Below are 24,271 nucleotides of genomic sequence, written 5' to 3'. Positions count from 1 at the left end.
ATGGCCACTATTACTTTGAGCGCCCTTGTCGAAGCCCTGGATTATCCCTGCCGTGAGGCATTGGAAGCGGCCGCCGTCGCTTGCGCGGCGCGTGGCGGCTACGAAATCACCATTGATGACTATGTGGAAACCCTGCTGGACACGGAAGGCATGCGGGATGTTCTCGTGCATTTTGGCTGCAGTGAGGAGAGGCTGCGTGGCATCCTGGCCAAGGGGCGTCCGCACTCGGGCCGTAATACGGGGCGTCCGACATTTTCTCCTCTGCTGTATCAGTTTTTGCAGGAAGCATACCTGCTGGCCAGCCTTGAGCTGCGCCAGAACAGGATTGTGGCGGGCGTACTGGTGTTGACCCTGCTGCAGAATTCCGTGCGTTACTGTGTTTTTCCCTTTTATCAGGAATTCAAAGATATTCCGGCAGAAAAGCTCCGTGATCTGCTTGAGGGCTTGCAGGAGGAGCAGAATGACGCCCGGCCTGCTGCCCCTGGAAAAGAGCAGGGCGCCCTGCAGAAGTACGCAACGGACTTTACTGAAGAAGCACGCGAAAACCGTACGGATCCCGTGTTCGCGCGTGGGCCGGAAATCCGCATGATGATCGATATCCTGATCCGGCGGCGTAAAAATAATCCCATCCTGGTGGGAGACCCCGGCGTGGGCAAAACCGCCGTGGTTGAGGGGCTGGCCCGCAAGGTTGTCGAGGGCGACGTGCCGGACGCCTTGAAGGGGGTTCGCATCGTTGGTCTGGATATGGGCCGCCTGCAGGCTGGCGCCAGCGTGAAGGGAGAATTTGAAAAGCGGCTCAAGGCCGTTATTGACGAGGTAAAGTCCGCTCCCGTTCCGACCATTCTCTTCATCGATGAAGCCCATACTCTGGTGGGCTCAGGCGCTCAGTCCGGGGGCGGCGACGGGGCAAACCTGCTCAAACCCGCCCTGGCGCGAGGTGAAATGCGCACCATTGCCGCTACAACCTGGAGCGAATATAAGCAGTATTTCGAAAAAGATGCCGCTCTGGCCCGGCGTTTTCAACTGGTCAAACTGGACGAACCTTCGCTGGAAGAAACCGTCACCATCCTGCGCGGCATAGTTCCGCATTACGAAAACACCCATAAGGTCTATGTGCGCGACGACGCTGTGGTGCGCACCGCCGAACTGGCCGGACGCTATATAACCGGGCGTCATCTGCCGGACAAGGCCATTGATGTGCTGGACACCGCCTGCGCGCGCGTGCGTGTGAGCCTTGGAGCCAAGCCTGCCATTCTGGAGGCCGCGCAAGAGGAACTGGCTTCCCTGCAGCGTGAGCTGGACGCTCTTGAGCGCGACCGCCTGTACGGCACGCCTGTGGATCCGGGCGCGGATGCTGAGGCGTACCACGCTGCGTTGCGGCAGAAGGCGGCGGATCTGGCAACCCACATTTACGAAATCGAAAGCCGCTGGAAGCGCGAAAAGGGGCTGGTCGAGGCTCTGCTCGAACTGCGTAGCGGCAAGGCGGAACCAGCAAAAGCCGCAGAGACGCAAAAGCAGGATGCGCCGCAGCCGTCAGCAGGCGGCGAAGCTTGCCGCCAGGGCAAGCTGGCTGAAGAGCTGCGCCAGCTTCAGGGGCAGGACCCCCTGGTGTTTTACGAAGTGAGCCCGGAACTGGTGGCCGGTATCGTAGCTGAGTGGACCGGCATTCCTGTGGGCAAGCTGAATGGCACCGGTATTTTTCCTGCTGTTTCTCTTGGGGCGGCTTTGCGCCGCCGGGTACGCGGGCAAGACCACGCTCTGGACGCCATTGAAAAGGCGGTTACTGCCGCCCACGCTGGGCTGGACAATCCCACGCGGCCAACAGGCATCTTTCTCTTTGTCGGTCCGTCAGGCGTGGGCAAAACCGAAACGGCCCTGTCAGTGGCTGACGAGTTGTACGGCGGCGAGCGAATGCTGGTCACCGTCAACATGAGCGAGTTTCAGGAAAAGCACACGATTTCCAGGCTGATCGGTTCCCCTCCGGGCTATGTGGGCTATGGCGAAGGCGGGCGTCTTACCGAAGCTGTACGCCGTCAGCCGCATTCTGCCGTGCTGTTTGACGAGGTGGAAAAAGCGCATCCTGAGGTGCTGAACCTGTTCTACCAGGTTTTCGACAAGGGTGTTCTGGCTGACGGCGAAGGCAGAGAGGTGAGCTTCAGGAACAGTATGATATTCATGACCTCAAACCTGGGCAGCGATATTGTTTCGGCCCTGTTTGAAGATGGGGACACGCCAGAACCTGAAATCGTCCTCGAAGCCCTGCGCCCGGTCTTGTCCCAGTTTTTCCGCCCGGCGCTGCTGGGGCGCATGACCATCATCCCCTTCATGCCCATACGCGGCGATATCCTTAAAGAACTTGTGCTCATAAAGCTTGAGCAGGTGGGCGAAAGGCTGCAACAGCGCCACCGGATGAGCCTGACCTGGTCCGACGATGTTGTCGCCAACATTGTTGCCAGCTGCACCGCGGTAGATACAGGGGCGCGCAATATTGACCACGTTATCAACGCGCATCTTTTGCCGTGTATGGCCGCCTCCTTGCTGGATTTGCTGGCCAGCGCGGCCTCAGGTCCCGTTCCGCTGAGTCTGCATATCACGCTGGACCCACAGGGAAATTCTTTTATCTGCGCTCCGCGGCAGGAGAAAACCTAACATGGATCAGCTCAACGGCTGGTTTGAAAAACTGTGCATGGCCTCCGGCATGGACGAAGCCGCCAGGGTTTTGGCCCAGGCGGCAGGCGAGACGGCGCAGGCAGATGGCAGTAGCGTTTTCCTGTTGGACAGCACGCGCGGCAGCCTGCTGCACTTTGCCTCGTGGTCAGAAGAGCGCGGGGCAACTGTGGAGCAAAAGCGGGCCATTCCTGCCTGGAACCTGAATGATCCGCTCTGCATATCCTTGCTGCAAGGCAATACGGTCACGCTTGCGCAGCAGCCGGGCATGACCGCATACGCCTCAATGGAACTGGCCATGTGCCCTGTGCATTGCGGAGCAACGCTGATCGCGCACCCCCTGCTGGCCTGGAATGCAACGGCGATCGGCGGAGTAGTCTTGCAGAGCCGGGGGCAGGCGCACAATCAGGATGCAGTACGGATCTTGTGCGGCTATGCCGCCTTGTTGCTGGCTTTTTTTGAACGCAGCGGCCAGGACGCCGCACGCATCAACAGTCTGCATGCCGACCTGGTTCGCCTGGAGCAATCCAAGAAACTGGTAGAAGACGTGGTCCGGCCCATACTCGTTGGCGAAAGTGTGCCTATGAAACAGGTTCGCGACCGCATCGCCCAGGTTGCGCCGCACGACGTGTCTGTTTTGCTTACTGGAGAAACCGGCACTGGTAAGGATCTGGCGGCGTCGGCCGTGCACGCGGCAAGCCTGCGCGCCAAAGCTCCCTTTGTGAAGATCAACTGCGGCGCTCTGCCCGCGCCACTGCTGGAGAGTGAGCTGTTTGGGCACAAAAAGGGGGCTTTCAGCGGTGCGGATAAGGACCACGTCGGCCTTTTGCGCAGTGCCGCAGGGGGTACGGTATTGCTGGACGAAATCGGCGATATGCCTCTGCCGCTTCAGGTAAAACTGTTACGCGTGCTGCAGGATCGTGAAATCCGGCCAGTGGGCGACATCCGCAGCTACCCGGTCGATATCAGAATTATCGCGGCGACCAACAGCAATATTGAAGAAGCCGTGGAATGCGGCAAGTTTCGGAAAGATCTGTACTACCGGATCGTCAACTGGCGTATCCATCTGCCTCCTTTGAAGGAACGCAGAGAGGATATTCCAGACCTGGTTATGCTTTTTTCAAAGCGCTTTGCTGCGTCGCACAAGATGCCGGAACTGGAAATAACACATGCGCAGATGTCCGCGCTATGTTCCTTGGATTATCCGGGCAATGTGAGAGAGCTTGCTTCTAAAATTGAAAATGCCGTCATATCAATGGGTATTGAAAACACTTGCGACATCCGGCTTAAAACCATCCATGAAGCGTTTGAGGTAAAAAGCATGCCTTTGGCCGAATGCGTGAAATCATATGAAATGTCACTCATAAATGCGGCAATTGCATGCAATGACAACAATACAACCAGGGCTGCGCGGGCATTGGGCATTCCAAGAACCAGCCTGCTCAAGAAAATACAAAAGAACCGCCGGGCGGCTCAAACCCGGCAACTTTGAACAAACAAGCCTGCGGGGACCATTATGGACATCATGTTTGAAATAGTCAGCCGACAAAAATATTCCGCTCTTTTTCCAACGTCGCATGTTTTCGGCGAGGCGGGTGGCTATATCGGGCGTTCGGAGGAGTGCGAATGGGTGCTTCCCGACAAATCGAAACATATTTCCCGCAAACACGCCCTCATAACATTTGAGGACGGCAACTTCTTTATTGAAGACGTCAGCGCCAACGGCGTTCAGTTTTCATTAAACAACGATGCCATCGGCAAGGGCAAGAGGCACAAGATCGAGCACGGCGAAGGCTTCGTCATTGGCGAATATACCCTGATGGCCAGGCTGCTCTATGACCCACGTGTTTACGCCGCTTCGGCTGATGGTTTGGTTGACCCGTCTTCTTCCTTTTCCCGTTCTCTCTCACTCCACCCCCTGACCGCAATGGATCAGGAGGAAGAACTCATTGCGCGCAACCGCCTGGGCGATTTTGATGATCTGCTCGGCGAGCACAACAGGGTCGCCAGCATTCTTCCTGCCGACCATACGGACCCGCGCATCAACACCTTTACGCCAGCCGCGGCTGTTCCGGAGTCGGTGGACCTGATTCCTGAAGATTGGGATGACGACCCGTTTGAAAATCTTACTTCGCCTGTTGCGCCGGTTCCAGCCACTGCCCAGACGACCAGCGTTCCCCCTGCGGCACAACCTGCCATGCCCGTGCAGGCACGAGAGGCGGAATACGCTTCCGCATCAGAGCTGGATACATTTTTCAAGGCTCTTGGCTTCGCCGCTGCCCCTGCATCTGCGGAAGAGCGGGCGCGCGTTCTCGGCCTTGCAGCCAGCCTGCTTGTCACTGCGGTGACCGGCCTTACCCATGCCATGCGCAACCGCAATGAATGCAAGAATGAACTGCGCCTGCCGGTTACAACGACGGGTCTTGGGTTTGAAAATAACCCGTTCAAGTTCAGTCCCTCTTCAGAGTCTGCCCTGTCCACGCTGCTTGGCCCGGCGCAGAAAGGCGTGCTTTCACCTGTTGAATCCATGCGCACGGCCTTCGCCGATCTGCATGCCCACCATATGGGACTTATGGCCGGAACACGCGCCGCTGTTCGGGCTTCTCTGGAAAGAGTGTCGCCACGGGCTGTTGAAGACAGTCTGGATGCGAACGGCCCGGTGCGTTTCAACCGCACGGGGCGTCTGTGGCACACCTTTGCGCGCGTGCATCAGGATATGTGTGATGGCCAGGACGGATTTGCCGCCATTTTTCTGCAGGATTTCGCCCGTGCCTATGAAATGCAGGGGCGCACTCTTGGGTCGGATCGAGTTTCCAAAGGAGAGCGCAGATGAAAAAAGTTTTTATTGTTCCTGGCTTGTTGCTCGCGGTGATGCTGCTTGCGGGCTGCGGGAAGCCCCGGCTTGACCTGAGCGTGGCCAGTATGCCGAACGTGAATCCGGACAATTCTGACCGACCCTCGCCCATTGCGGTGAAAACTTATGAACTGCGCAGCGACCTTGCGTTCAGGCAGGCAGATTTCCAGTCGCTGTTCGAGCGTCCGGTGCCCACACTGGGGCCGGATATCATCGCCGCTGATGAATTTGTGCTGGTTCCTGGTGAGGCCCGAAAAGTGGCCTACCGTCCGTCGCCCAACACCTTGTATCTGGGCGTTGTGGCGGGATTTCGCCAGATGGACCGGGCCCATTGGCGCGCGGTGAAAGCCATTGATCCCGACGATAAAAACATCATTGCCCTGGAGTTCAATGACACGGCCATTCTGGTTATCCCGGACGATCAGGCCAAGAACTGGGACCCGGAAAAGGCTGTGAAGGAATTTCAGCAGCAAACCGCCCGCCCGGCGGCGCGGGGAGACGGCACTGCCGGAGGAGCCAATGATGCGAATGCGCCGCCGGCAAACAGCCAGGCTGCCAATGACGGAGACGGTGTCTGGCTCAATGCCCCGTCTGACAAGCCACGCCCTGAACAGGGTAATGGAGGAGTTTCGGACGCCGGAGGAGAACCTGCCCAGCCAGCGCAGTCCGCTTCTCCCGTACGCGTTATGCAGCCTTTGTGAACCTTGGTAGATCGCAGGAGAAGTTATGCTGCCTGAAAAAACAATCTGGGCGCAGGGCATGCTCGTCAACCCTGTCCATCTGCAACAGCAGGACCACTACACGGACATTCAACTGCGCAAGCGCGGGGCCATGTTTTACCCCAATGCCTGGGGGTTCACCGAGTTTGTCATCGACGAACAATACCTTGCACTGGGCAAAATAGTCTTGAGCAGGGCCGAGGGCGTGTTGCCGGACGGCACAATGTTTTCCATCGGCCAGGGGCAGGGTGCGCTTACTCTGGACATCCCGCCAGGGCTGACCAATCAGGTCATTACTCTGGCACTGCCTATGAGCGTGGAAGGATCCCCGGAAACGCGGGATGAGGAAACGCTTGGTCTCTCGACGCGTTATATCCGGACTCCTGTACTCATGCGTGACAACAATGCGTACAAAGACCGCAAAGGGGGCGAAGTAGCCATTCTCTGCGGCCGTCTGGATCTGCGCCTGATGTTTGAAGAAGATTCTGAACTGAAGGGCTTTGTAACCATGCCTGTGGCCAAGGTGGTGGAAACCAAGCAGGACAAGAGCATTCTTCTGGACAAAGATTTTTTGCCGACATTTCTGCACCTTGCCGGATCTACGGAGTTGCATGGATATTTACGTGAAATAATAGGGCTTATCGCCCACAGGGCCGACCATATCGCCAAAAGGCTCAGCAGTGCCGGGCAGACAGGCACTGCGGAAATTGGTGATTTTATGCTTTTGCAGTGCCTCAACCGTATGGAGCCGCTTTTCCGGCACATGGACGCTACGCAGGGCCTGCATCCTGAAGTGTTCTACAGGCTGCTGCTCAGTCTTGTGGGTGAGCTCTCCACTTTTGCGGAGCGGGCAAAACGTCCTCAGAATATTGAAGTTTACAATCACGGCACCCAGTATCAGTCGTTCGCGGGTATTATGGAGATGGCCCGCTATGTTCTCAGTATGGTGCTGGAACAGCACGCGGTCATGTTGCCCCTGCAGCAACGCAAGAACAATATCCAGCTGGCGCCCATTCACGACAAAAACCTGCTCGGCACGGCAACGTTTGTGCTTGTGGCCCAGGCGGACATGGATCAGGAAACGCTGCGCGGCCAGCTTCCCAAGCAGGTCAAGATCGGTACACCGGAGAATATACGCGAGCTTGTGAATTCCCACCTGCCCGGCGTGAAAATACTGCCCATGCCGGTGGCTCCGCGCCAGATCCCGTTCCATGCCGGGAAAAGCTATTTCCAGCTGGATTTTTCCTCACACCAGCGCGCGCAACTGGAAACATCGACAGGTTGCGCACTGCATGTATCCGGCACATTTCCCGGCCTGCTCCTGCAGCTTTGGGCCATAAAGGAGTAATTCATGACGCGGTATGAAGACCACATGGATCATGACGAAACTTCTATTGTTCTGGACCCGTCCAGGCAGGGGAAGGAAGAGTTGCCGTTCACTGCTGTGGCCGTGGCGCCGGGCCGTCAGGCCCCGCGTAATGCCCCCTATCTTGCGCAGCAAACTTCCTTTGATGAATACACGCCGGGCCTCAATCCACTGGTGAATGCGGCTTCGCACCTTCTGCTGGAAATCGTGCGCCTGCGGATTGCGGCGGAAGTGGATATTGAAACACTACGCGCCCGGCTGGAGGCGGAGATTCGCGGGTTCAACGCACAGGCTGTGGCGCTTGGCGTCAGTGAGGCTCAGGTCAATGCCGCCCAATATCTTTTGTGTACCGCGCTGGATGAAAGCGTCACCAGCTCCAGCATCCCCGGCGCCCAGGGAGAATGGCAGCATAAATCGCTCCTGAGCACCTTCCACAAGGATACCTGGGGCGGCGAAGTCTTTTTTGACGTGCTTTCCAGAACTATGGAGCAGCCGGCAAGCCGTTTGTATCTGCTTGAACTCATTTACCTGCTGCTCAGTCTGGGGTTTGAAGGTAAATACCGCATGCAGGAAAAGGGTGTTTTGCAAATTGAATCCCTGCGGGACCAATTGTACCGCCAGATACGGCTGCTGCGGGGCGAGCCCAGCCCGGATCTTTCAAAAAAAATGGAGGCGGGCACGTTCAAAAATAAAACATACGCCTACGTGCCTCTCTGGCTTATCGCCGCTCTGGTGGTGTTCTGTCTGTCCGTCACCTGGTGGGGTTTTTCGCACACTCTGGCGGGCAAGTCCGACCCTCTGCTGATCATGTACGGTTCCAATGCTCCGGCTGGCGAACCGTTTCCTCTGACAAAGCCGGATGAAGCGCCACAGGCCAATCCGACCCCTGCCCAATCCTCTGAATCTTCCCCCAATCCGGAGGTGCGTCAATGATAATGCGTTTTTTCCGTGCTCTGTGGCGGGCTTGTACAACGCCGTGGGCCTTGATGCTGCTTTTGACGCTGTTTCTTGTCCTGCTGATTTGGATACTCGGCCCACTGGTGGCCATAGCCGGATACATCCCGCTTGAAGGCCTTGTCCCCCGCCTGGTGGCCACACTGGCACTGGTTTTTTGCTGGGGCCTGTTTGTGGCGGTCTTTTATTCGCGGCAGCGCAAAAAAGCCTTGGCCGACCCTGAAAAAGCCGAAAAGCACGAGCGGGAAGCGCGAGGCAAAAGCAGACTTGGGGAGGAGTTTGAGCACATCAAGGACAAGCTCAAAGCTGCCATCAAGGTCGTCACGACATCCAATTTTTACGGCGCCAAAAGCCGTTCCCGGTATGCCCTGCCCTGGTATCTTATTTTGGGTTCTGAAAACAGCGGCAAAACATCCATGCTGCTCAATTCGGGATTGAAGTTCCCGCTCAACGAGCAGGCTGACCGCTATCTGCATACGCTGAAAGCCACCGAACGGTTTGAGATACTGTACGGCAACGAGGCCATTTTTCTGGATACGCCCGGCGCGTACACCAATGGGCATCCTGACACGCCGGTTCATAGCATCTGGCAGACCTTTCTGCGTCGCCTGTTTTCTGTCCGTCCGGCCAAGCCCTTAAATGGCATTCTGGTTTGTGTGAGCATGCGCGACATTATGGACTCTGACCAGCCACGGCGCGAGCATCTGGCCAGAACCATAAGGGCGCGGCTCAGTGAAGTTCTGAAATCTCTGCGCAACTACGCCCCTGTGTATCTTATTTTCACCAAGTGCGATGCGGTGCAGGGCTTCGCGCAGTTTTTCTCGCACCTTTCGCGTACGGAACGCGAACAGGTTTTTGGCTGTCTTGCCAATGAAGACAGCATGCAGCCAGGAGAAATCCGCAAAGAGCTCAAAGATCTGATGCAGACCTTGAATGCTCAGATCATCTCCAAAATCCATCAGGAACGCGATGTGACGGCCCGAGGCGACATGTTCAGGTTCCCGCAGGAACTGGCAGCTCTTGGCCCGCGCATTGAAGATTTCGTAGCCGAAGCATTCGGCCATTCACGTTATCACAAGCCTGTGATGTTTCGCGGCTTTTTCTTTTCAAGCGCGCTTTCAACACGCGATATCCTGGCGTCTGTTGCCCGGGAAGGAGAGTTAAGTTTTCAGAAAGGATTCAATGCTGCCATCGGCGACTATGCCAAGGGTTTCTTTCTGTTGCGCCTGATTGAGCAATGCATCATCCCCGAGGCCCGTCTGGCCTCAGCAGATAAAGAGCACCTCTGGAGCCTGCGGTTCAAGCGCTACGGCATGCAGATTGCCGCCGTGGCCCTGTTGCTTTTCTCCGGGGTATTTCTGGGTACAAGCTTCGTCAACAACTACTCCCGGCTGGAAACGTTGGGCAACGTGTACGCTTCTTTTGAGGCCGAACAGAAAAAAACACCCGTAATTGCTGAAGCGCGGGCCGTGTTGCCCGAGCTGGAATTTATGGCCCACAGCACATCAGTCTACGAACCCGACGAAGATTCTTCCATCACCTACGGCCTTGGCCTGTATCAGGGCAGGCAGTTTGATCGGGCAACCCATGCCGCCTATCTGGGCACTCTCAACAGCCGGCTCATGCCCCCCATCCGCAACGTGGCGGCGGAGCGGCTCGGAGCCTCCCTGGAAGGGGATGTCGGCGAACTCAAAAATGCTCTCAGGGCATACCTTATGCTCTGCCAGCCCAGGTATCTTAATGAAAAGTTCATTCAGGACTGGCTGAACAAGCGCTGGTCTGAGCGCTACCTGGGCCAGGCGGAAACACAGGACAAGCTGCGGACGCACATGAACTATCTGATCGCCCACGGCATTGTGCCGGTGACGCCTGACGCAGATCTGGTGGACAGGGCACGTAAGGCCTTGCTGAGAACGCCCTTGGCGGAATTGGCCTACCAGCGTCTGCAGGAAGAGGCGGCTGAAAGCGGTAAGCCTCCGTTCACTTTCCGCGCGGCCATCGGTGAATCTCCTTTCTCCGGCGATACCTACCCCATCCCCATACTCTATTCCCGCGAAGGGTACGAGGAATACCTTATAAAGCGCTGCCCCGACATTATCAGGAACATGACCGGCGAAAGCTGGATATTCGGCACAAGTCCCATTGCGCTGAGCCTGATGGACGTGAGCAAAGTGCACAAGGAAGTCCGTATTCTGTATTTCAGGGATTACACCAAGCATTGGGGACAAGCTGTGAAGGAGCTTGCAGTGCGCATGCCCGCCAACCTGGCTGACGCGCAAAAACTGGCGGAGCAACTGACCACGGGAACGCCCCCAGCGGTGCTTGTTTTGCGTGAAGTTCGGACCAACACCAACTTCATCCTTGATGAGGTGCCTGACGGAGAAGTTGAAGGCGCGCTCAAGTCTGAAGCAGCCCGTAAGGCACAGCAGAAGATCGCCAGAACCACGGGCACACGTGTTGCGAAAGCAGCCGTCGGCCAAATGGGCCAGAACCTGGAAGAAATGCGCAAAAACGCGCAGCAGGAATCCCAGAGGGAAGCTGTTTCTGTGCGGCAGTACTTTCTCCCCCTGGATGCATTGCTTGATTCCGATGGCAATGCCAATCCTGCCCTCAAGGCTGTTAACGACAACATGGTCGGTACTGGCGAATACTTTGCCAAAATACTCACCAGCGATAACAAGGATCAAAGAGTCCTCGCGGCTCTGCTGGAAATTGCGGACGAAAGGGACGATACGCTGCGCCGACTGGACAGTTCGGCAGAGCGCCTGCCCAATCCCGTACGCAACTGGTACTCCACCGTGGGGACAGGCGGCTTGCGCGACATGCTCGCCGTGGGTGCGCGCAGTATCAACCGCACCTATCAGGAGCGCGTGATCAGCACGTACAACAAGAACCTGCGTTCGTACTTCCCCTTTAATGTCCACGCCAGCCAGGACGTGAACCTTGAGGACTTCGCCGAATTCTTTAAGGCTGGTGGCGTGCTGGACAACTTCTACGATGCCAATCTCAAGCATTTTGTGACAAAAAACGGTACCCTGCGTAGTATTATGGGCCGTACCTTGCCCATATCCGGTCAGGCCGTCGGGCAGTTGCAAAGGGCAAATAGGGTGCAGGAAGCCTTTTTCATGTCTGGTCGTGAATTGGGTATTAATTTTCTGATGGAACCCTATGCAATGGACGCCTCCCTGAAGCAGGTGGGGCTCCAATATGCCGGAAAAAATCTGAGTTACTGGCATGGCCCGGTACAGGGCGTGGGCTTCTCGTGGCCCACCGGCGGGCAGGGGGTTCTTGAATTTACTGACCTGAGCGGGATTAACGGAAGGACAGAAGCCCGGGGCGACTGGTCTTTGTTCCGCCTTTTCCAAGGCGGAAGCATCAAGCGTCAGGAGGGCTCGACCTGCCTCATTGAAGTACAAAAAAATGGCAAATGGGCGCAGTTCCTGATTCAGTTTCGGAACAAGGTAAACCCTTTTGACCCCACGGTATGTTCATTCAGTTTGCCGGATTCATTACTGTAAGCGGTCGTGCCGCAGTTATGACGGTACGGCATGTTTCGGGGTTCTTATGGGTATAATGAGCTGTGTGGGCGCATTACGGCCGTTCCTTATGCTGGGAATGTGCTGTCTGGTCTTCAGCGCGTGCACAAAGGCGGCGCGGCAGGCCTCCGGCCTGCCCGCCACCGAGCGGCAACATGTGAGCAGAGTGGTCATTCCTGCCAAGGGCGGCCAAACCATTCGCACGCCGCGACTGATGGGAGACGCCATCCAGTTATGGAGTCCGCTCAATGCCGGTGAAAAAAGAAAAGCCGAGGCGCGGTTCAATCTGGCCGCTACACAAAGGGAATACGAATTTGCATGCTGGCTTCCGGCTTCAGAGCGCGTAACCATGCTTGATTATTTATATCGTCTTGAAAACGAACAAAAATCCCTGCGCAAACGCGTGCAGGACAGAGTAACAATACACCTGCCGATCATTATGGAGGGCGTGAAGGCCCAGGGGCTGCCAGCAGAGCTTGCCTGTCTTCCTCTGGTCGAAAGCGCATTTGAACCCCAAGCTATCTCTTCTGCCGGGGCTGCCGGGATTTGGCAGCTGATGCCGGGAACCGCACGCGAATTTGGCCTGACAGTGACAGACAGCGTGGACGAGCGTTTTGACGTGCAAAAATCGACTCGAGCCGCCACAGCGTATCTTGCATATCTTTATAATTTTTTTGGAGATTGGCCTTTGGCCATCGCCGCTTACAACTGTGGAGAAGGGACCATGAAAAAAGCCCTGGCCCGGTCCGGCTGTACTACTCTTGATGGATTGACCGCCTTTTGCCGTCAGTCCCAAGACGAGACCGGCCCACTGAAAGAAGAAACCCTGCGCTTTGTGCCAAAGCTGATAGCGGCCATCGCTATTATGCAACGGTCAGACAGCTGGGGGGCTGCTCCGCGTCTGGCGGACCTGTCAGCCGCCAGGAGCAGGCACATGCCAGAAAAAAGCGGAGACCGCCTCGCACTTACCGGCCAATACGGCGCAATCGAGCAACCCCACAAAGCGCCTCCACGCAGTACCCGGCTTCCGTGAGGTGGAGGTTATGACACAGATAAAGCAGGCGTTCACGGTCAGTGTGGAATCGTGGGGTATCAGCAGGCAAGGAAGCGTGCGCGGGGAAAATCAGGATTCTTTCTTAAACTGGGCAGACCATACGCTGTGGGCTGTGGCGGACGGCGTGGGAAGCAGCCAGAAGGGCGGCGAAGCCAGCCGCTCCATTGCCAGATTTCTGCTACAGGTGCCCCAGGCTGTTTCTCTTGATGCACACATAGACAACGTTTCTCAGGCCTTGCGGAATGCCAATGCGCTTTTTTGTCGGCAGGCCAGAGACGGGCAGGGCACGGCGGCCAGTACGGCAGTTGTTTTGCTGATGCATGGCGGTGTTGCTGCCTGCTTGTGGGCTGGCGACAGCCGTTGTTACCTGTTCCGTGATGGAGTGTTGTACCAGTGCACTCGGGACCATACCCTTCGTCAGGAAAAGATAGACAAGGGGGAACTGACTGCGCCCGAAGCGGCACGTATGATCCAGAGCAATATCATCACCAATGCTATTGGCGCGCAGGACAGTCTGCGCCTGGACGACGTTCGTTTTTCCTTGCGGGCAGGAGACAGATTTTTGCTTTGTTCGGATGGGCTTTTTTCTCTCATCGCGCCAGAAGCGCTGTCCGCACATCTCACCAGAGGCTCGGCCAAAGAAGCTGCCGAAGGCATAGCCGAGCGCCTGGATGAGATGCATCAACCGGACAACATTACTTTTGTGGTGGTTTTTCTTTCCAGTCTGACCTGAGGCTGCATATGGCAAAAAAGAAAAACAAACAGCAACGCCAGGCCTCTGCCCAAGCCGATGGGATCAAGACTCTGCCGTGCAAACGCATGCCGCGTGGATTAAAGAAGCCGCCGGAAACGGGCGAGGAAAGATTTTTGCTTGAACGCCTGCTCGGTGCGGGAGGCGTTTGCGAGGTCCATGCGGCGCTGGATTTGCGGCGCGTGGAAATGGGCGATGCCAATCCCAGAGTGGCCATAAAACGGCTGCGGTCTGAGTTTGCAGACAATGTTCAAGCCAACCTGGCATTGGCGCAGGAATTTTGTGTCTTGCGCCATCTGGCGCACCCCGGCGTGGTGAGGGTCTTTGATCTGCACAGGGAGCCTTTCGGTCTTTGTTGCAGCATGGAACTGCTGGCAGGCCAGACCATGCTGGCAAAACTGCACGATTCGCCAGCCGGGTTTGGCAGCGCTGTTTTACCGTTTGGGCGGGAGCTTTTTAATGTGCTGTCCTTTCTGCACGCCCTTGGAATCGTACACGGCGATATCAAGCCTTCCAATGTATTCATGGCCTCGGAAGGGCGCACGGTTCTTGTGGATTTCAATGTGGCCAAGGCCACGGCGCTGGCAGGTGCAGCCTGTTCTCCTGTGACTACTGGCTTACGCGAGCACCTGCATCTGCCTTCTTACAGTTTGCGCTACGCCAGCCCGGAGCGCTTGCGAGGCGGCAGCCCCTCCCTCGCCGATGACATTTTTGCCGCATGCTGCACCGTCTGTGAAGCGGCGGGCGGGCGGCATCCCTTTCAGCGCTCCGCCCTTGAAGCAGTAGAAACGGGCATGCTGCCCGAAAAGCCGGCGGCAATGCCTTCTCGCCAATGGCGCATTGTGCGGCGTGGCCTGGGCTTTGAGCCGTGCGGCCGTCCTTCTGCAGAAGAGTTGTTGCAGGCCTTTTCTCCAGTCGAAGGTTTGTGGGCAGTCCTGAAACGTTGTTTGTCCTGTTGAGCATATCAGGAGGTGTTTATGGCTCTTCCCAAAGCCATGCTTTGTATTCTCGGAAATCAGCCCGGCGTTGGTGCTCCTGAAGAAGTGCTGTTGCGCGCTGCGGGGTTCGCCACGGCGACCATCCGTTGGGAAGAAGTGGCGGCGCAACAGCGCGGCTGGATGCAGCTTATGCCCATTCTGAACGACGCCTCATTACAGGCGTGGGTGTTCGCGGGACGTCCTGCGGACATCACCGAAGAACTGCTCAGTCAGGTCAGTATGCTGACCTTGGGCATGTCGCGCCCCACCCCGCCAGTGACTGCCTTTGTGCTGCTGGGAAGCGGCGAAGAACCTGCTTTTCCTGATTTGCTGGATCACGTCAGGGTTTTTCACGGCAATGCTTCTTTTGCACCCAGGCTGGCAGCCGCACGCTTGAAACCCATGTGCATGTTGCCAAGGCCGTTTCATATCCGCGCTCATGTGGACCCGTTCATTGGGCAGTGGTTGGAGATTGGCCCATTGGAAAACGAAACGTGGGATGGCTTTATGGCAGGTGTCGTAGATGCGGAGGTGACTGCATTTGGTATAGGGCTTCGCGGTAACCTGCCGCAGAAGAGTGTACTGCACCATCCACAGTCCGGCATTAAGGGAGAGTGGGGCGACCTGCGGTTTTCAGCCTGCGCTGCCAAGAATAGCATGACGAGCGATATGGCCTGTTATATGCGCGTTGAAGGCTGTCCCAGGATTGTCTTTATTACTGGCTATCAGGATGAAAACCGGGCGCAAGAAATGGAAAAAGGCATACGGCATCTCGATTTATTCTGAGCCGTTATGCGAAGTGTCGCTTTTGGAGACACCTAAAAGAGGCGTATAATTAGGGTGTTGCTTCAATATTGGCAGTAGTTGTTGATTGAGGGGTGTCACTTTTGGAGACACCTAAAACGAAATTAAAATAGCCTGTTATGGAGAAACTCAAAAAATGGCCCTTTGTAGGTGACGCTGTGGCGTCACTTTTTACTAATGTAAAAATGTAACAGTATAAATTAAATATAAAATATTTTTGGCATAAAAGTTGCCCATGGCCAGATGACCACGCGGAACTGCTCCCACCAACCACTATCAACAGGAGGCAAGCATGCCCACACCAGCGTACATGACAGTCATTGGCGAGCGTCAGGGAAATATCACTGCCGGTAACTTCACGGAGCCTTCGGTAGGGAATATCTATCAGCAAGGGCATGAGGACGAATGCCTGATTGAAGCCTTTGAACACAAGATTCTGCTGCCCCGCGACCCGCAGTCCGGCCAGCCGACCGGCCAGCGTGTACACCAGCCCTTGAAAGTCACCAAGGTGATGGACAAGTGCTCCCCCCTGCTTTACAGCGCCCTGACCCACGGCGAGCGCCTGCCCAGGGTGGAGCTGAAGTTCTACCGCACATCCGCTCAAGGAGCCATGGAACACTATTTCACTATGACTCTTGAAGACGCCATTATCACCAACATTACAGCCTACATGCCCAATTGCCAGGACCCCGGCATGGCGCATTTCACCCATCTTGAAGACGTGGAATTCACCTACCGCAAACTGACCAAGACGCATGAAGTGGCCAGCACATCCGAATCCGACGACTGGCGCAGACCTCAAAGCGCTTAGCTGACGGGTGATTTCTGGAGGAGGCCATCAGGCCTCCTCCAGGCCAGATATGTCAGTGCTTCAAATAAAACTGAGTGCCAGGCATTTGCTCTGATGACTTTTTGGTTGCGCATTTTCTGGAGGTTCACATGTGGTTTGACGCCAATACCGCCTGGTTTACGTTTGCTGCGGATGCTGCCCCAACTGGAGGCTTTGGCGTGTATGCCTTTACCGGCATGGAGCAAGTCTGCAAGCCTTTTGAGTTTTCCATAGAGCTGGTCAGCCGGTCTTCTAACGTGGATGTGACTGCCCTGCTGGGCACGCAAGCCTGCCTGTCCATCACAGACAAGAGTGGCGGCAGGCGTCTGGTGCACGGGCTCATCCATGAGATGGAACAACTGCACACCGCCAACGCATTTACCCATTATCGCGCCGCGCTGGCTCCCCGGTTATGGTTTCTGGGGCAAATACGCGACCATCGTATTTTTCAAAATCTTTCCGTGACGGAAATTATTCAGCAAATACTGCAGGAGCAGGGTTTTGCAGCAGAGGATTTTTCCTTTAAGCTTTCTGCGCAGTATGCTGCTCGCGAATACTGTGTGCAGTACGGTGAGACAGACTTGCATTTCATCACCAGGCTATGCGAAGAAGAGGGTATTTATTTCTATTTCGAGCATACTGAAAGCTCACACTGCCTCTGCTTTTGCGACCGCGAGGGGGGGCCGGCTATCCCCGGTGAATCTACCCTGCGCTTTCATCCCGGCTCTGGGCATTCGGAAGACACGGCGGTTATCAACCGTCTGAATCTGCATCATCGGGTCAACAGCAACGCCTCCACCTATCGTGAATGGAATTTTGAGCGTCCCCGGCTCAATTTGCAGACAAACAGGTATGAGCTGGACGAACGGGCTGCGCCGAGACCACCCGGCATGATGCTGGAGCAGTATCAGTTCCCGCACCTCTATACGTTGCACACGCCCGGCATGAATTACGCGGAATTACAGATTCTGCGCCAGCTCACGTTTCGTTGCTGGATTGAGTGTGTTTCCGACGTCTCACGGTATCTGCCCAGCTACACGTTCAGCATTTACGACCATCCCCGCAGTGATGTGAACGCCAACTGGTGGGTCACTGCTGTGCGCCATGAGGGTGAACAGCCCGGTGTGCTGGAGCACGAAGCCCCGGCGGAGCGCGGCCTGCGTTACCAGTCTGTTGTCACGGCCATTCCGGAAATGACCCGGTTCATACCGGCGATAGAGCACCCCAAGGTCCGCATCGAAGGTCTGCAATCAGCCATTGTTACCGGCCCTGGCGGTGAGGAAGTGTACACGGACGAATACGGACGGGTGAAAGTGCAGTTTCATTGGGACCGCAAGGGTGCCTATGATGAAAAAACAACGTGCTGGGTTCGCGTAGCCGACACATGGGCAGGAAACAACTTTGGCTTTATTCAGGTACCGCGCATCGGCCAGGAAGTGATGGTGGAATATATGGAGGGTGATCCTGATCGCCCCGTCATCACGGGCCGGGTGTATAATGCCCTTAAAATGCCCCCCTGGAATCTGCCCGGACAAAAAACGCTGTCGGGAATTCAGAGCCGGGAATTCAAGGCCGCAAGACGCAACCAGCTTGTGCTGGATGATACCAAGCAAGAAATACAGGCCCAACTTTCAAGCGATCACGACCTTTCCCAGCTTAACCTTGGTTATATTACCCGCATCAATCACATTGAAGGGCGCAAAGATTTTCGCGGCGAAGGGTTTGAGCTGCGTACCGACGGATGGGGAGTCGTGCGGGCTGCAAAGGGACTGTATTCAACCACACATCCTAGAGCAAGCGCAACGAACCATCAAAAAGATTTTGATGAGGGTGTGACCGGCCTTTCTACTGCCGTTAAATTCCACAAGGATCTCGGAGAACTGGCAAACAAACATAACGCACATGTTCATGACAATGATGTTGCTCCAGTACATGAAGATCTCGATGCACAAAAAAACAGCATTGCAGGGAACGGCAAGCCGCACAGTGAGTTAAACAAGCCTCATATAGTGGTCTCGTCATCCGCCGGTATTGCCTCTACCGCAGTGGAATCGCACCACATGCATACAGGGGCGCACGCCGCTATCACAGCAGAGAAAAATATTTCTTTGGCCGCCGGGAAAAGTTTGCTCGGCAGCTTTCTGGAAAAGATTTGCCTGTTTGCTCACAAAGCCGGCATCAAAATTTATGCAGCCATGGGAAAGGTGCAAATTCAGGCGCAAAGTGACCAGATTGAGATAGTCGCAGATAAGAGCGTCCGTATTGCCAGTGTCAAAGACAAGGTCGAAATAGCCGCAGCCAAGGAAATAATACTGACAGCCGGTGGAAGCTATATCCGCATTAGCAAGAACGGCATTGAACAAGGCTCGTCAGGTAATTGGGTAGCACATGCCTCGCAACATGCGATGGAAGGCCCTAAAACACATAATGTTCCTATGTTCGATATGCCTATTGCAAACTATACAAAAGACGTGGAGTTCGTCTTTACAGACATGTACGGCCGGCCTCTGCAAAATGAACAAATAAGTTTAACCAGTGGAAGCGATTTTCATTTGCTGGAACGTACAGACGTAACTGGAAAAATGAAGCTGGAAAACATTGACCTGTCCAGCCTCAATCTTTCCCAGAAAACGCGCAAAGGTTAGGGGCAGGTCATGTCTGAGGAAATTGGAAAACTGTACCTGGAGCTTCCCGGAGACGATGTCAGCGGAACAGGATCGCAAAAAAATTTAGTGATGCTGCATGAGCATCGCGACCTGATTCTGAAGATCGAGCTCCCAAAGCCGAGGCCGTTGCGCCTGATTTCACCTCAAAAGCCATTTTATGATCCGCAAAAGAAAAGACAGACCTCTGAATATGTATTTGCTCCAGGTCAGGAAGTTCACCTGTGGCTTTCGAAATTCCATCAGACCGGCCTTGAGCTGCAGCAGCAGACGGAAAACGGCTGGATGCCTTATTTGGACATAAACCCCAAACTTTATGACGGTGCCGATTATTCTTCTTTGATTGCGCGTCCCGCTCCAATTGTCTTTAAGGTCGGGCCGCAAGGGAACCCCATAGGCGAGGTAATCAAATTTTCTGGCAAAAGTGCAAATATTCCATCTGAATATCAAAATGACTTGCAAGAATTCCACAAAAGTAAATTTGCAGTGGACTGTGCGCCAAGCCATGCGCCAACGCAAACTGCATCAATAGAAACGCCAGAAAATAACAAATCAGAACTGTTAAAAAAATGGGAAATAAATAAATTCCCCGGCATGCTTACAACACGCGGGGAGGGAATGCGTTCATGCCATGCCGGGCCAGAGGAACCTGAATGTGGTTTGGTTGTTGAAGTTCTCCCAACAACAGAACTGTATCGCTTAACATCAAATAGCGATGCGGAGGTAGGAGCAATCTTTTCCTTGGAGAATATGTATTCCAGGCCAATAGTTGATGCGCTTGTCGCCGCATTGGGAGAAATAAAGGGCAGATACCAGCTTGCCAGGGATTTGAGCGGAACAAATTTTAGGTTTATTTCCCAGACATTAAAAAACGGTGATGTAAAAAAGTTTATTGTTTTTTCTGGTTATCCGGGCACAAGGCATTTTATTGATGGTGTTAAGTATGGCGTGGCAAATGTAAAAGTAGCTACACTAACAGCAAGTAAACAAAGTTTAAGTCAACTAGGAAGGAGCTCTATTAGTGGTATTGCAGATGCTTTTAGGCCGAGGACAATTGCAGGCAAAATATTAATTTTTGCGTTGGCTCTTGATACCGCAGAGTGGATCAGCAATGGTTGTGAAGAAGTGGAACGGCTTTTTGCCAAGTGGACAACAACTCTGTTTGGGATCGCCATAGGAGCGGCTTTGGCTCCATTTATTGCATCTGCTCTCGGAGGAGTGTTGATCGGACTTGGAGCACCCATTACGGCAATAATACTTGTTGTCGGAGCCATGATTGTATATCTAGGTGTTAAAGTTGGAATATATTTAGACGATACTGGTGTGGAAGATTTCTTCTATAGCTTATACAAAAAGTTGAAAAAGAATTGGGCATCAGATTTAGAGAGCATAATTTAGTATTAGCCTGTTTCATATATTTAGCATTGAGTGTGTGCATACTTATAATATTTGATATTTACCTATTCATTGCAATATATTTATAGGGGATATAGATGGAACATGAATACAAAAAATTTTTAAACCGTGAAGAAATGTTAAAAGAAGTACGCAAAGATCGTTTTTTCCGATTTCTTGTTGTTCCAGTGTTTCCTATAATTGGGATTGATACTATAGCTATGGACACAAGTATATATAAAAATATATTTTCCGTGTGGGTTTGTATAATAGTTTTCACATATATTTTATCAATGATGGTATTATTAAATGGGATTAAAAAATATTCTCTGAATTTTAAACACACTGATGTCGCACGCAGTAATGCTATTTCAGCATGCCTCATGGGGTGGCCATATGTAGTAGTTCCATTTTATGGTATATATCTATCTTCATATGAGTGGTATTTAGAAATGATAATTGCAATATCAATTTTGATAATGATTAATGTCTTATTGTTTATTCATACACATAAATTAATTGTGAAAAATTTTTCTTCATTTTATTACAAATTAAATGGAAAAATATTTTTTAATCAACATGTATACAAAAAGTGTAATGAAATATCAAAGCCATATATGGCAATATTTTTCATCATGATTGTCATTACAGCTTGTTATGCCATGCTTTTACGCTCTTGGAATTATCCGACTGGATATGCCCCATCCATGAACTGGTCTGGTTTTACCCTCTCTTTTATAGTGTATCCATTTTTACTCCGCAGTATATATATCCTCTTTGTTCATGCCCGCGTGGAAAAACATTTTAATCAACGCCTACTGTCAGATTGTTGGGGTTTTTTTGAGCTTGACCCAGTGTTGGCTGAAAAATTCTTTGGTCCTGGCCCTCGCATAAAGCGTCCCATCCAATATGAAGAGGTTTTTCCAGCCAGAAATTCGCAATAAAAGTCCAGATTTCCTTATGTTAACGAACTACATACTGGTGAGCACGGACGGCCTCTGCAAAACGAACAAATAAGTTTAACCAGTGGGAACAACTTCCACTTGCTGGAACGTACAGACGTAACTGGAAAAATGAAGCTGGAAAACATTGACCTGTCCAGCCTCAATCTTTCCCAGAAAACGCGCAAAGGTTAGGGGGCAGGTCATGTCTGAGGAAATTGGAAAACTGTACCTGGAGCTTCCCGGAGACGATGTCAGCGGAACAGGATCGCAAAAAAATTTAGTGATGCTGCATGAGCATCGCGACCTGATTCTGAAGATCGAGCTCCCAAAGCCGAGGCCGTTGCGCCTGATTTCACCTCAAAAGCCATTTTATGATCCGCAAAAGAAAAGACAGACCTCTGAATATGTATTTGCTCCAGGTCAGGAAATTCACCTGTGGCTTTCGAAATTCCATCAGACCGGCCTTGAGCTGCAGCAGCAGACGGAAAACGGCTGGATGCCTTATTTGGACATAAACCCCAAACTTTATGACGGTGCCGATTATTCTTCTTTGATTGCGCGTCCTGCTCCAATTGTCTTTAAGGTCGGGCCGCAAGGGAACCCCATAGGCGAGATAATCAAATTTTCTGGCAAAAGTGCAAATATTCCACCTGAATATCAAAATGACTTGCAAGAATTCCACAAAAGTAAATTTGCAGTGGACTGTGCGCCAAGCCATGCGCCAACGCAAACTGCATCAATAGAAACGCCAGAAAATAACAAATCAGAACTGTTAAAAAAATGGGAAATAAATAAATTCCCCGGCATGCTTACAACACGCGAGGAGGGAATGGGTTCATGCCATGCCGGGCCAGAGGAACCTGAATGTGGTTTGGTTGTTGAAGTTCTCCCAACAACAGAACTGTATCGCTTAACATCAAATAACGATGCGGAGGTAGGAGCAATCTTTTCCTTGGAGAATATGTATTCCAGGCAGGTAGTTGATGCGCTTGTCGCCGCTTTGGGAGAAATAAAGAACAGGTATCAGCTCGTCAGGGAGTTAGATGGGATAAATTTTAAGTTTGTTTCTCATACGTTAAAAAATGGTGATGTAAAAAAATTTATTGTTTTTTCTGGTTATCCGGGTGCAAGGCATTTTATTGATGGTGTTAAGTATGGCGTGGCAAATGTAAAAGTAGCTACACTAACAGCAAGTAAACAAAGTTTAAGTCAATTAGGAAGAAGTTCTATTAGGGGCATGGCAGATACTTTTAGGCCGAGGACGATTGCAGGTAAAATATTAATTTTTGCGTTGGCTCTTGATACCGCAGAATGGATCAACGCCGGCGGTGAAGAAGTGGAACGGCTTTTTGCCAAGTGGACAACAACTCTGTTTGGGATCGCCATAGGAGCGCTTCTGGCCCCAGTCATGGCTGCAATTGTAGGCGGAGTGCTTATAGCTATTGGTGGTACAGGCATTGCAATAACCGTTACGGTGGGATTTGCGGTTATTACTGTCGGGGTTACTTTAGGTGTCGTTTTAGGTAGTTTGGGAGTTGAGGATTTTTTTTACAAGATATGCAAAGCATTACTAAACTCTTGGAAGTCAGATCTTGGATATATAGATTGTATTGTAAGTTGAAGTGGCATGTTCAAAAGGTTGTAAAAAGTCCCGTAGTTAAGACGTTAAATCACAGAAGTATATTGCAAAAGTATAAAATATCATGTGTTATCATCGGTATATGCAATTCGCAGTCGAGATGAGTGTTGTTTCTACTAAATTAACGAGCGTAGCATGAAGTTTGAATATAAAAAATATGGAAATCGTGACAAAATGTTGGAAAAAATATTCCTTGACCGTTTTTTACTCTTTTTACCAGCACCAATAATTGCCCTTCTAGGTATTGGGGTGATTGTGTATGATACGGATATTTCAATTGGTACATTTTATCTGTGGTCTCTTATTATATTTGGATTGTATTTATTATCAATATTTATATTACGAGTTGGGTATTCTAGATATTCTTCAAATTTTGTTCATACATGCTTTGCAAAAACAAATTTAATTTCAGCACTATTAATTTCTTCATTATACTTTGCCATACCTTTATATGGAGTATATACCGTATCAAAAAAAGATGATTATGCAATGCTAATTGTAATATTTATAGCGACGATATATACATTCGTTGTAACTAAATATACATTTAATAAAATGAAAGAAAATTTTTCATCTTTTTATCATGAAATAAATGGTAAAATTTTTTTTGATCACTATGTATACAGAGATTGCAATCAGACTCCGAAGGTGCATATGACTATATGCATTTCTTTGCTTGCTTTTACGTCGATTCAAGGATTGACAATGCGTTCATTCCACTATCCAGCGGGTTACGCTATTACCATCTGTTGGGTTTTCTTCTCTTTGTCCTTTTTACTTTACCCATTCCTTGTTCGCGCAGTACACGCTCTTTTTATCCACTGCTGTGTAGAAAAAAGATTTGGCCAGCGGTTGTTGTCAGACAACTGGGGATTTTTTGAATTAGACCCGGCGCTGGCTGAAAAATTCTTTGGCCCTGGCCCTCGCATCAAGCGCCCCATCCAATATGAAGAGGTCTTTCCAACCAGAAATTCGCAATAACAGTCCAGATTTCCTTATGTTAACGAACTACATACTGGTGAGCATGGACGGCCTCTGCAAAACGAACAAATAAGTTTAACCAGTGGGAACGACTTCCACTTGCTGAAACGTACAGACGAAACTGGAAAAATGAAGCTG

Annotated in this window: 17 protein-coding genes; all 17 read left to right on the top strand. The window is 52.4% G+C overall.

What is annotated here, in order from left to right; all coding sequences use genetic code 11:
• The 17 genes from tssH to ACZ5DH_RS06140 all read left to right on the top strand — a co-directional run bounded on the left by tssH (position 1) and on the right by ACZ5DH_RS06140 (position 24,133).
• Positions 1-2,649, top strand: a complete 2,649-nt coding sequence (gene tssH / locus ACZ5DH_RS06220; protein WP_464256222.1) for a type VI secretion system ATPase TssH — start codon at positions 1-3, stop codon at positions 2,647-2,649.
• Between the two features lies 1 nt (position 2,650).
• Positions 2,651-4,159: a sigma-54 interaction domain-containing protein gene (locus tag ACZ5DH_RS06215; protein ID WP_464256221.1), complete on the top strand. Its 1,509-nt coding sequence runs from the start codon at positions 2,651-2,653 to the stop codon at positions 4,157-4,159.
• 24 nt (positions 4,160-4,183) lie between these two features.
• Positions 4,184-5,500, top strand: a complete 1,317-nt coding sequence (gene tagH, locus ACZ5DH_RS06210) for a type VI secretion system-associated FHA domain protein TagH (protein ID WP_464256220.1) — start codon at positions 4,184-4,186, stop codon at positions 5,498-5,500.
• On the top strand, positions 5,497-6,222 hold the full coding sequence (gene tssJ / locus ACZ5DH_RS06205) for a type VI secretion system lipoprotein TssJ (protein ID WP_464256219.1): 726 nt from the start codon (positions 5,497-5,499) through the stop codon (positions 6,220-6,222). Before tagH ends, tssJ begins: the two co-directional genes overlap by 4 nt.
• 25 nt (positions 6,223-6,247) lie before the next feature.
• Positions 6,248-7,588, top strand: coding sequence for a type VI secretion system baseplate subunit TssK (tssK, locus tag ACZ5DH_RS06200; RefSeq protein WP_464256218.1), 1,341 nt, complete (start codon positions 6,248-6,250; stop codon positions 7,586-7,588).
• 3 nt (positions 7,589-7,591) lie between these two features.
• Positions 7,592-8,539: a type IVB secretion system protein IcmH/DotU gene (icmH, locus tag ACZ5DH_RS06195; RefSeq protein ID WP_464256217.1), complete on the top strand. Its 948-nt coding sequence runs from the start codon at positions 7,592-7,594 to the stop codon at positions 8,537-8,539.
• The gene (gene tssM / locus ACZ5DH_RS06190; RefSeq protein ID WP_464256216.1) at positions 8,536-12,078 is read left to right on the top strand and encodes a type VI secretion system membrane subunit TssM; all 3,543 of its coding nucleotides are present in this window, start codon (positions 8,536-8,538) and stop codon (positions 12,076-12,078) included. The genes icmH and tssM overlap by 4 nt, the downstream gene beginning before the upstream one ends.
• 175 nt (positions 12,079-12,253) lie before the next feature.
• Positions 12,254-13,129: a lytic transglycosylase domain-containing protein gene (locus ACZ5DH_RS06185; protein WP_464256215.1), complete on the top strand. Its 876-nt coding sequence runs from the start codon at positions 12,254-12,256 to the stop codon at positions 13,127-13,129.
• A gap of 10 nt (positions 13,130-13,139) precedes the next feature.
• Positions 13,140-13,883 carry a PP2C family protein-serine/threonine phosphatase gene (locus ACZ5DH_RS06180; RefSeq protein ID WP_464256214.1) on the top strand — a complete coding sequence of 248 codons (744 nt, stop codon included), beginning with the start codon at positions 13,140-13,142 and terminating at the stop codon, positions 13,881-13,883.
• 8 nt (positions 13,884-13,891) lie between these two features.
• Positions 13,892-14,860 (top strand): serine/threonine-protein kinase, encoded by a 969-nt coding sequence (locus ACZ5DH_RS06175; protein ID WP_464256213.1) that lies wholly within the window; start codon positions 13,892-13,894, stop codon positions 14,858-14,860.
• A gap of 18 nt (positions 14,861-14,878) precedes the next feature.
• Positions 14,879-15,664: a hypothetical protein gene (locus ACZ5DH_RS06170; RefSeq protein ID WP_464256212.1), complete on the top strand. Its 786-nt coding sequence runs from the start codon at positions 14,879-14,881 to the stop codon at positions 15,662-15,664.
• A 310-nt stretch (positions 15,665-15,974) separates the two neighbouring features.
• A complete protein-coding gene (locus tag ACZ5DH_RS06165; protein ID WP_464256211.1) occupies positions 15,975-16,493 on the top strand; it encodes an Hcp family type VI secretion system effector in 519 nt (172 codons plus the stop codon).
• 128 nt (positions 16,494-16,621) lie between these two features.
• Positions 16,622-19,156, top strand: coding sequence for a type VI secretion system Vgr family protein (locus ACZ5DH_RS06160; RefSeq protein ID WP_464256210.1), 2,535 nt, complete (start codon positions 16,622-16,624; stop codon positions 19,154-19,156).
• 9 nt (positions 19,157-19,165) lie between these two features.
• Entirely contained in the window at positions 19,166-20,572 is a 1,407-nt protein-coding gene (locus ACZ5DH_RS06155; RefSeq protein WP_464256209.1) for a hypothetical protein, read from the top strand.
• Between the two features lie 95 nt (positions 20,573-20,667).
• Positions 20,668-21,513 carry a hypothetical protein gene (locus ACZ5DH_RS06150; RefSeq protein ID WP_464256208.1) on the top strand — a complete coding sequence of 282 codons (846 nt, stop codon included), beginning with the start codon at positions 20,668-20,670 and terminating at the stop codon, positions 21,511-21,513.
• Between the two features lie 202 nt (positions 21,514-21,715).
• A complete protein-coding gene (locus tag ACZ5DH_RS06145; protein ID WP_464256207.1) occupies positions 21,716-23,134 on the top strand; it encodes a hypothetical protein in 1,419 nt (472 codons plus the stop codon).
• Positions 23,135-23,287: 153 nt separating this feature from the next.
• Positions 23,288-24,133 carry a hypothetical protein gene (locus ACZ5DH_RS06140; protein WP_464256206.1) on the top strand — a complete coding sequence of 282 codons (846 nt, stop codon included), beginning with the start codon at positions 23,288-23,290 and terminating at the stop codon, positions 24,131-24,133.
• The last annotated feature ends 138 nt before the right edge of the window (positions 24,134-24,271 follow it).

It is taken from the genome of Desulfovibrio simplex, assembly GCF_055387835.1.
The sequence above is the reverse complement of the archived record's forward strand: the minus strand, read 5'-3'. Positions and strand labels throughout refer to the sequence as shown.

Bases quoted from the DNA above. Each gene is read 5' to 3' on its own strand.
- tssH (WP_464256222.1), top strand. From the start codon at position 1: ATGGCCACTATTACTTTGAGCGCCCTTGTCGAAGCCCTGGATTATCCC.
- ACZ5DH_RS06215 (WP_464256221.1), top strand. From the start codon at position 2,651: ATGGATCAGCTCAACGGCTGGTTTGAAAAACTGTGCATGGCCTCCGGC.
- tagH (WP_464256220.1), top strand. From the start codon at position 4,184: ATGGACATCATGTTTGAAATAGTCAGCCGACAAAAATATTCCGCTCTT.
- tssJ (WP_464256219.1), top strand. From the start codon at position 5,497: ATGAAAAAAGTTTTTATTGTTCCTGGCTTGTTGCTCGCGGTGATGCTG.
- tssK (WP_464256218.1), top strand. From the start codon at position 6,248: ATGCTGCCTGAAAAAACAATCTGGGCGCAGGGCATGCTCGTCAACCCT.
- icmH (WP_464256217.1), top strand. From the start codon at position 7,592: ATGACGCGGTATGAAGACCACATGGATCATGACGAAACTTCTATTGTT.
- tssM (WP_464256216.1), top strand. From the start codon at position 8,536: ATGATAATGCGTTTTTTCCGTGCTCTGTGGCGGGCTTGTACAACGCCG.
- ACZ5DH_RS06180 (WP_464256214.1), top strand. From the start codon at position 13,140: ATGACACAGATAAAGCAGGCGTTCACGGTCAGTGTGGAATCGTGGGGT.
- ACZ5DH_RS06175 (WP_464256213.1), top strand. From the start codon at position 13,892: ATGGCAAAAAAGAAAAACAAACAGCAACGCCAGGCCTCTGCCCAAGCC.
- ACZ5DH_RS06170 (WP_464256212.1), top strand. From the start codon at position 14,879: ATGGCTCTTCCCAAAGCCATGCTTTGTATTCTCGGAAATCAGCCCGGC.
- ACZ5DH_RS06165 (WP_464256211.1), top strand. From the start codon at position 15,975: ATGCCCACACCAGCGTACATGACAGTCATTGGCGAGCGTCAGGGAAAT.
- ACZ5DH_RS06160 (WP_464256210.1), top strand. From the start codon at position 16,622: ATGTGGTTTGACGCCAATACCGCCTGGTTTACGTTTGCTGCGGATGCT.
- ACZ5DH_RS06155 (WP_464256209.1), top strand. From the start codon at position 19,166: ATGTCTGAGGAAATTGGAAAACTGTACCTGGAGCTTCCCGGAGACGAT.
- ACZ5DH_RS06150 (WP_464256208.1), top strand. From the start codon at position 20,668: ATGGAACATGAATACAAAAAATTTTTAAACCGTGAAGAAATGTTAAAA.
- ACZ5DH_RS06145 (WP_464256207.1), top strand. From the start codon at position 21,716: ATGTCTGAGGAAATTGGAAAACTGTACCTGGAGCTTCCCGGAGACGAT.
- ACZ5DH_RS06140 (WP_464256206.1), top strand. From the start codon at position 23,288: ATGAAGTTTGAATATAAAAAATATGGAAATCGTGACAAAATGTTGGAA.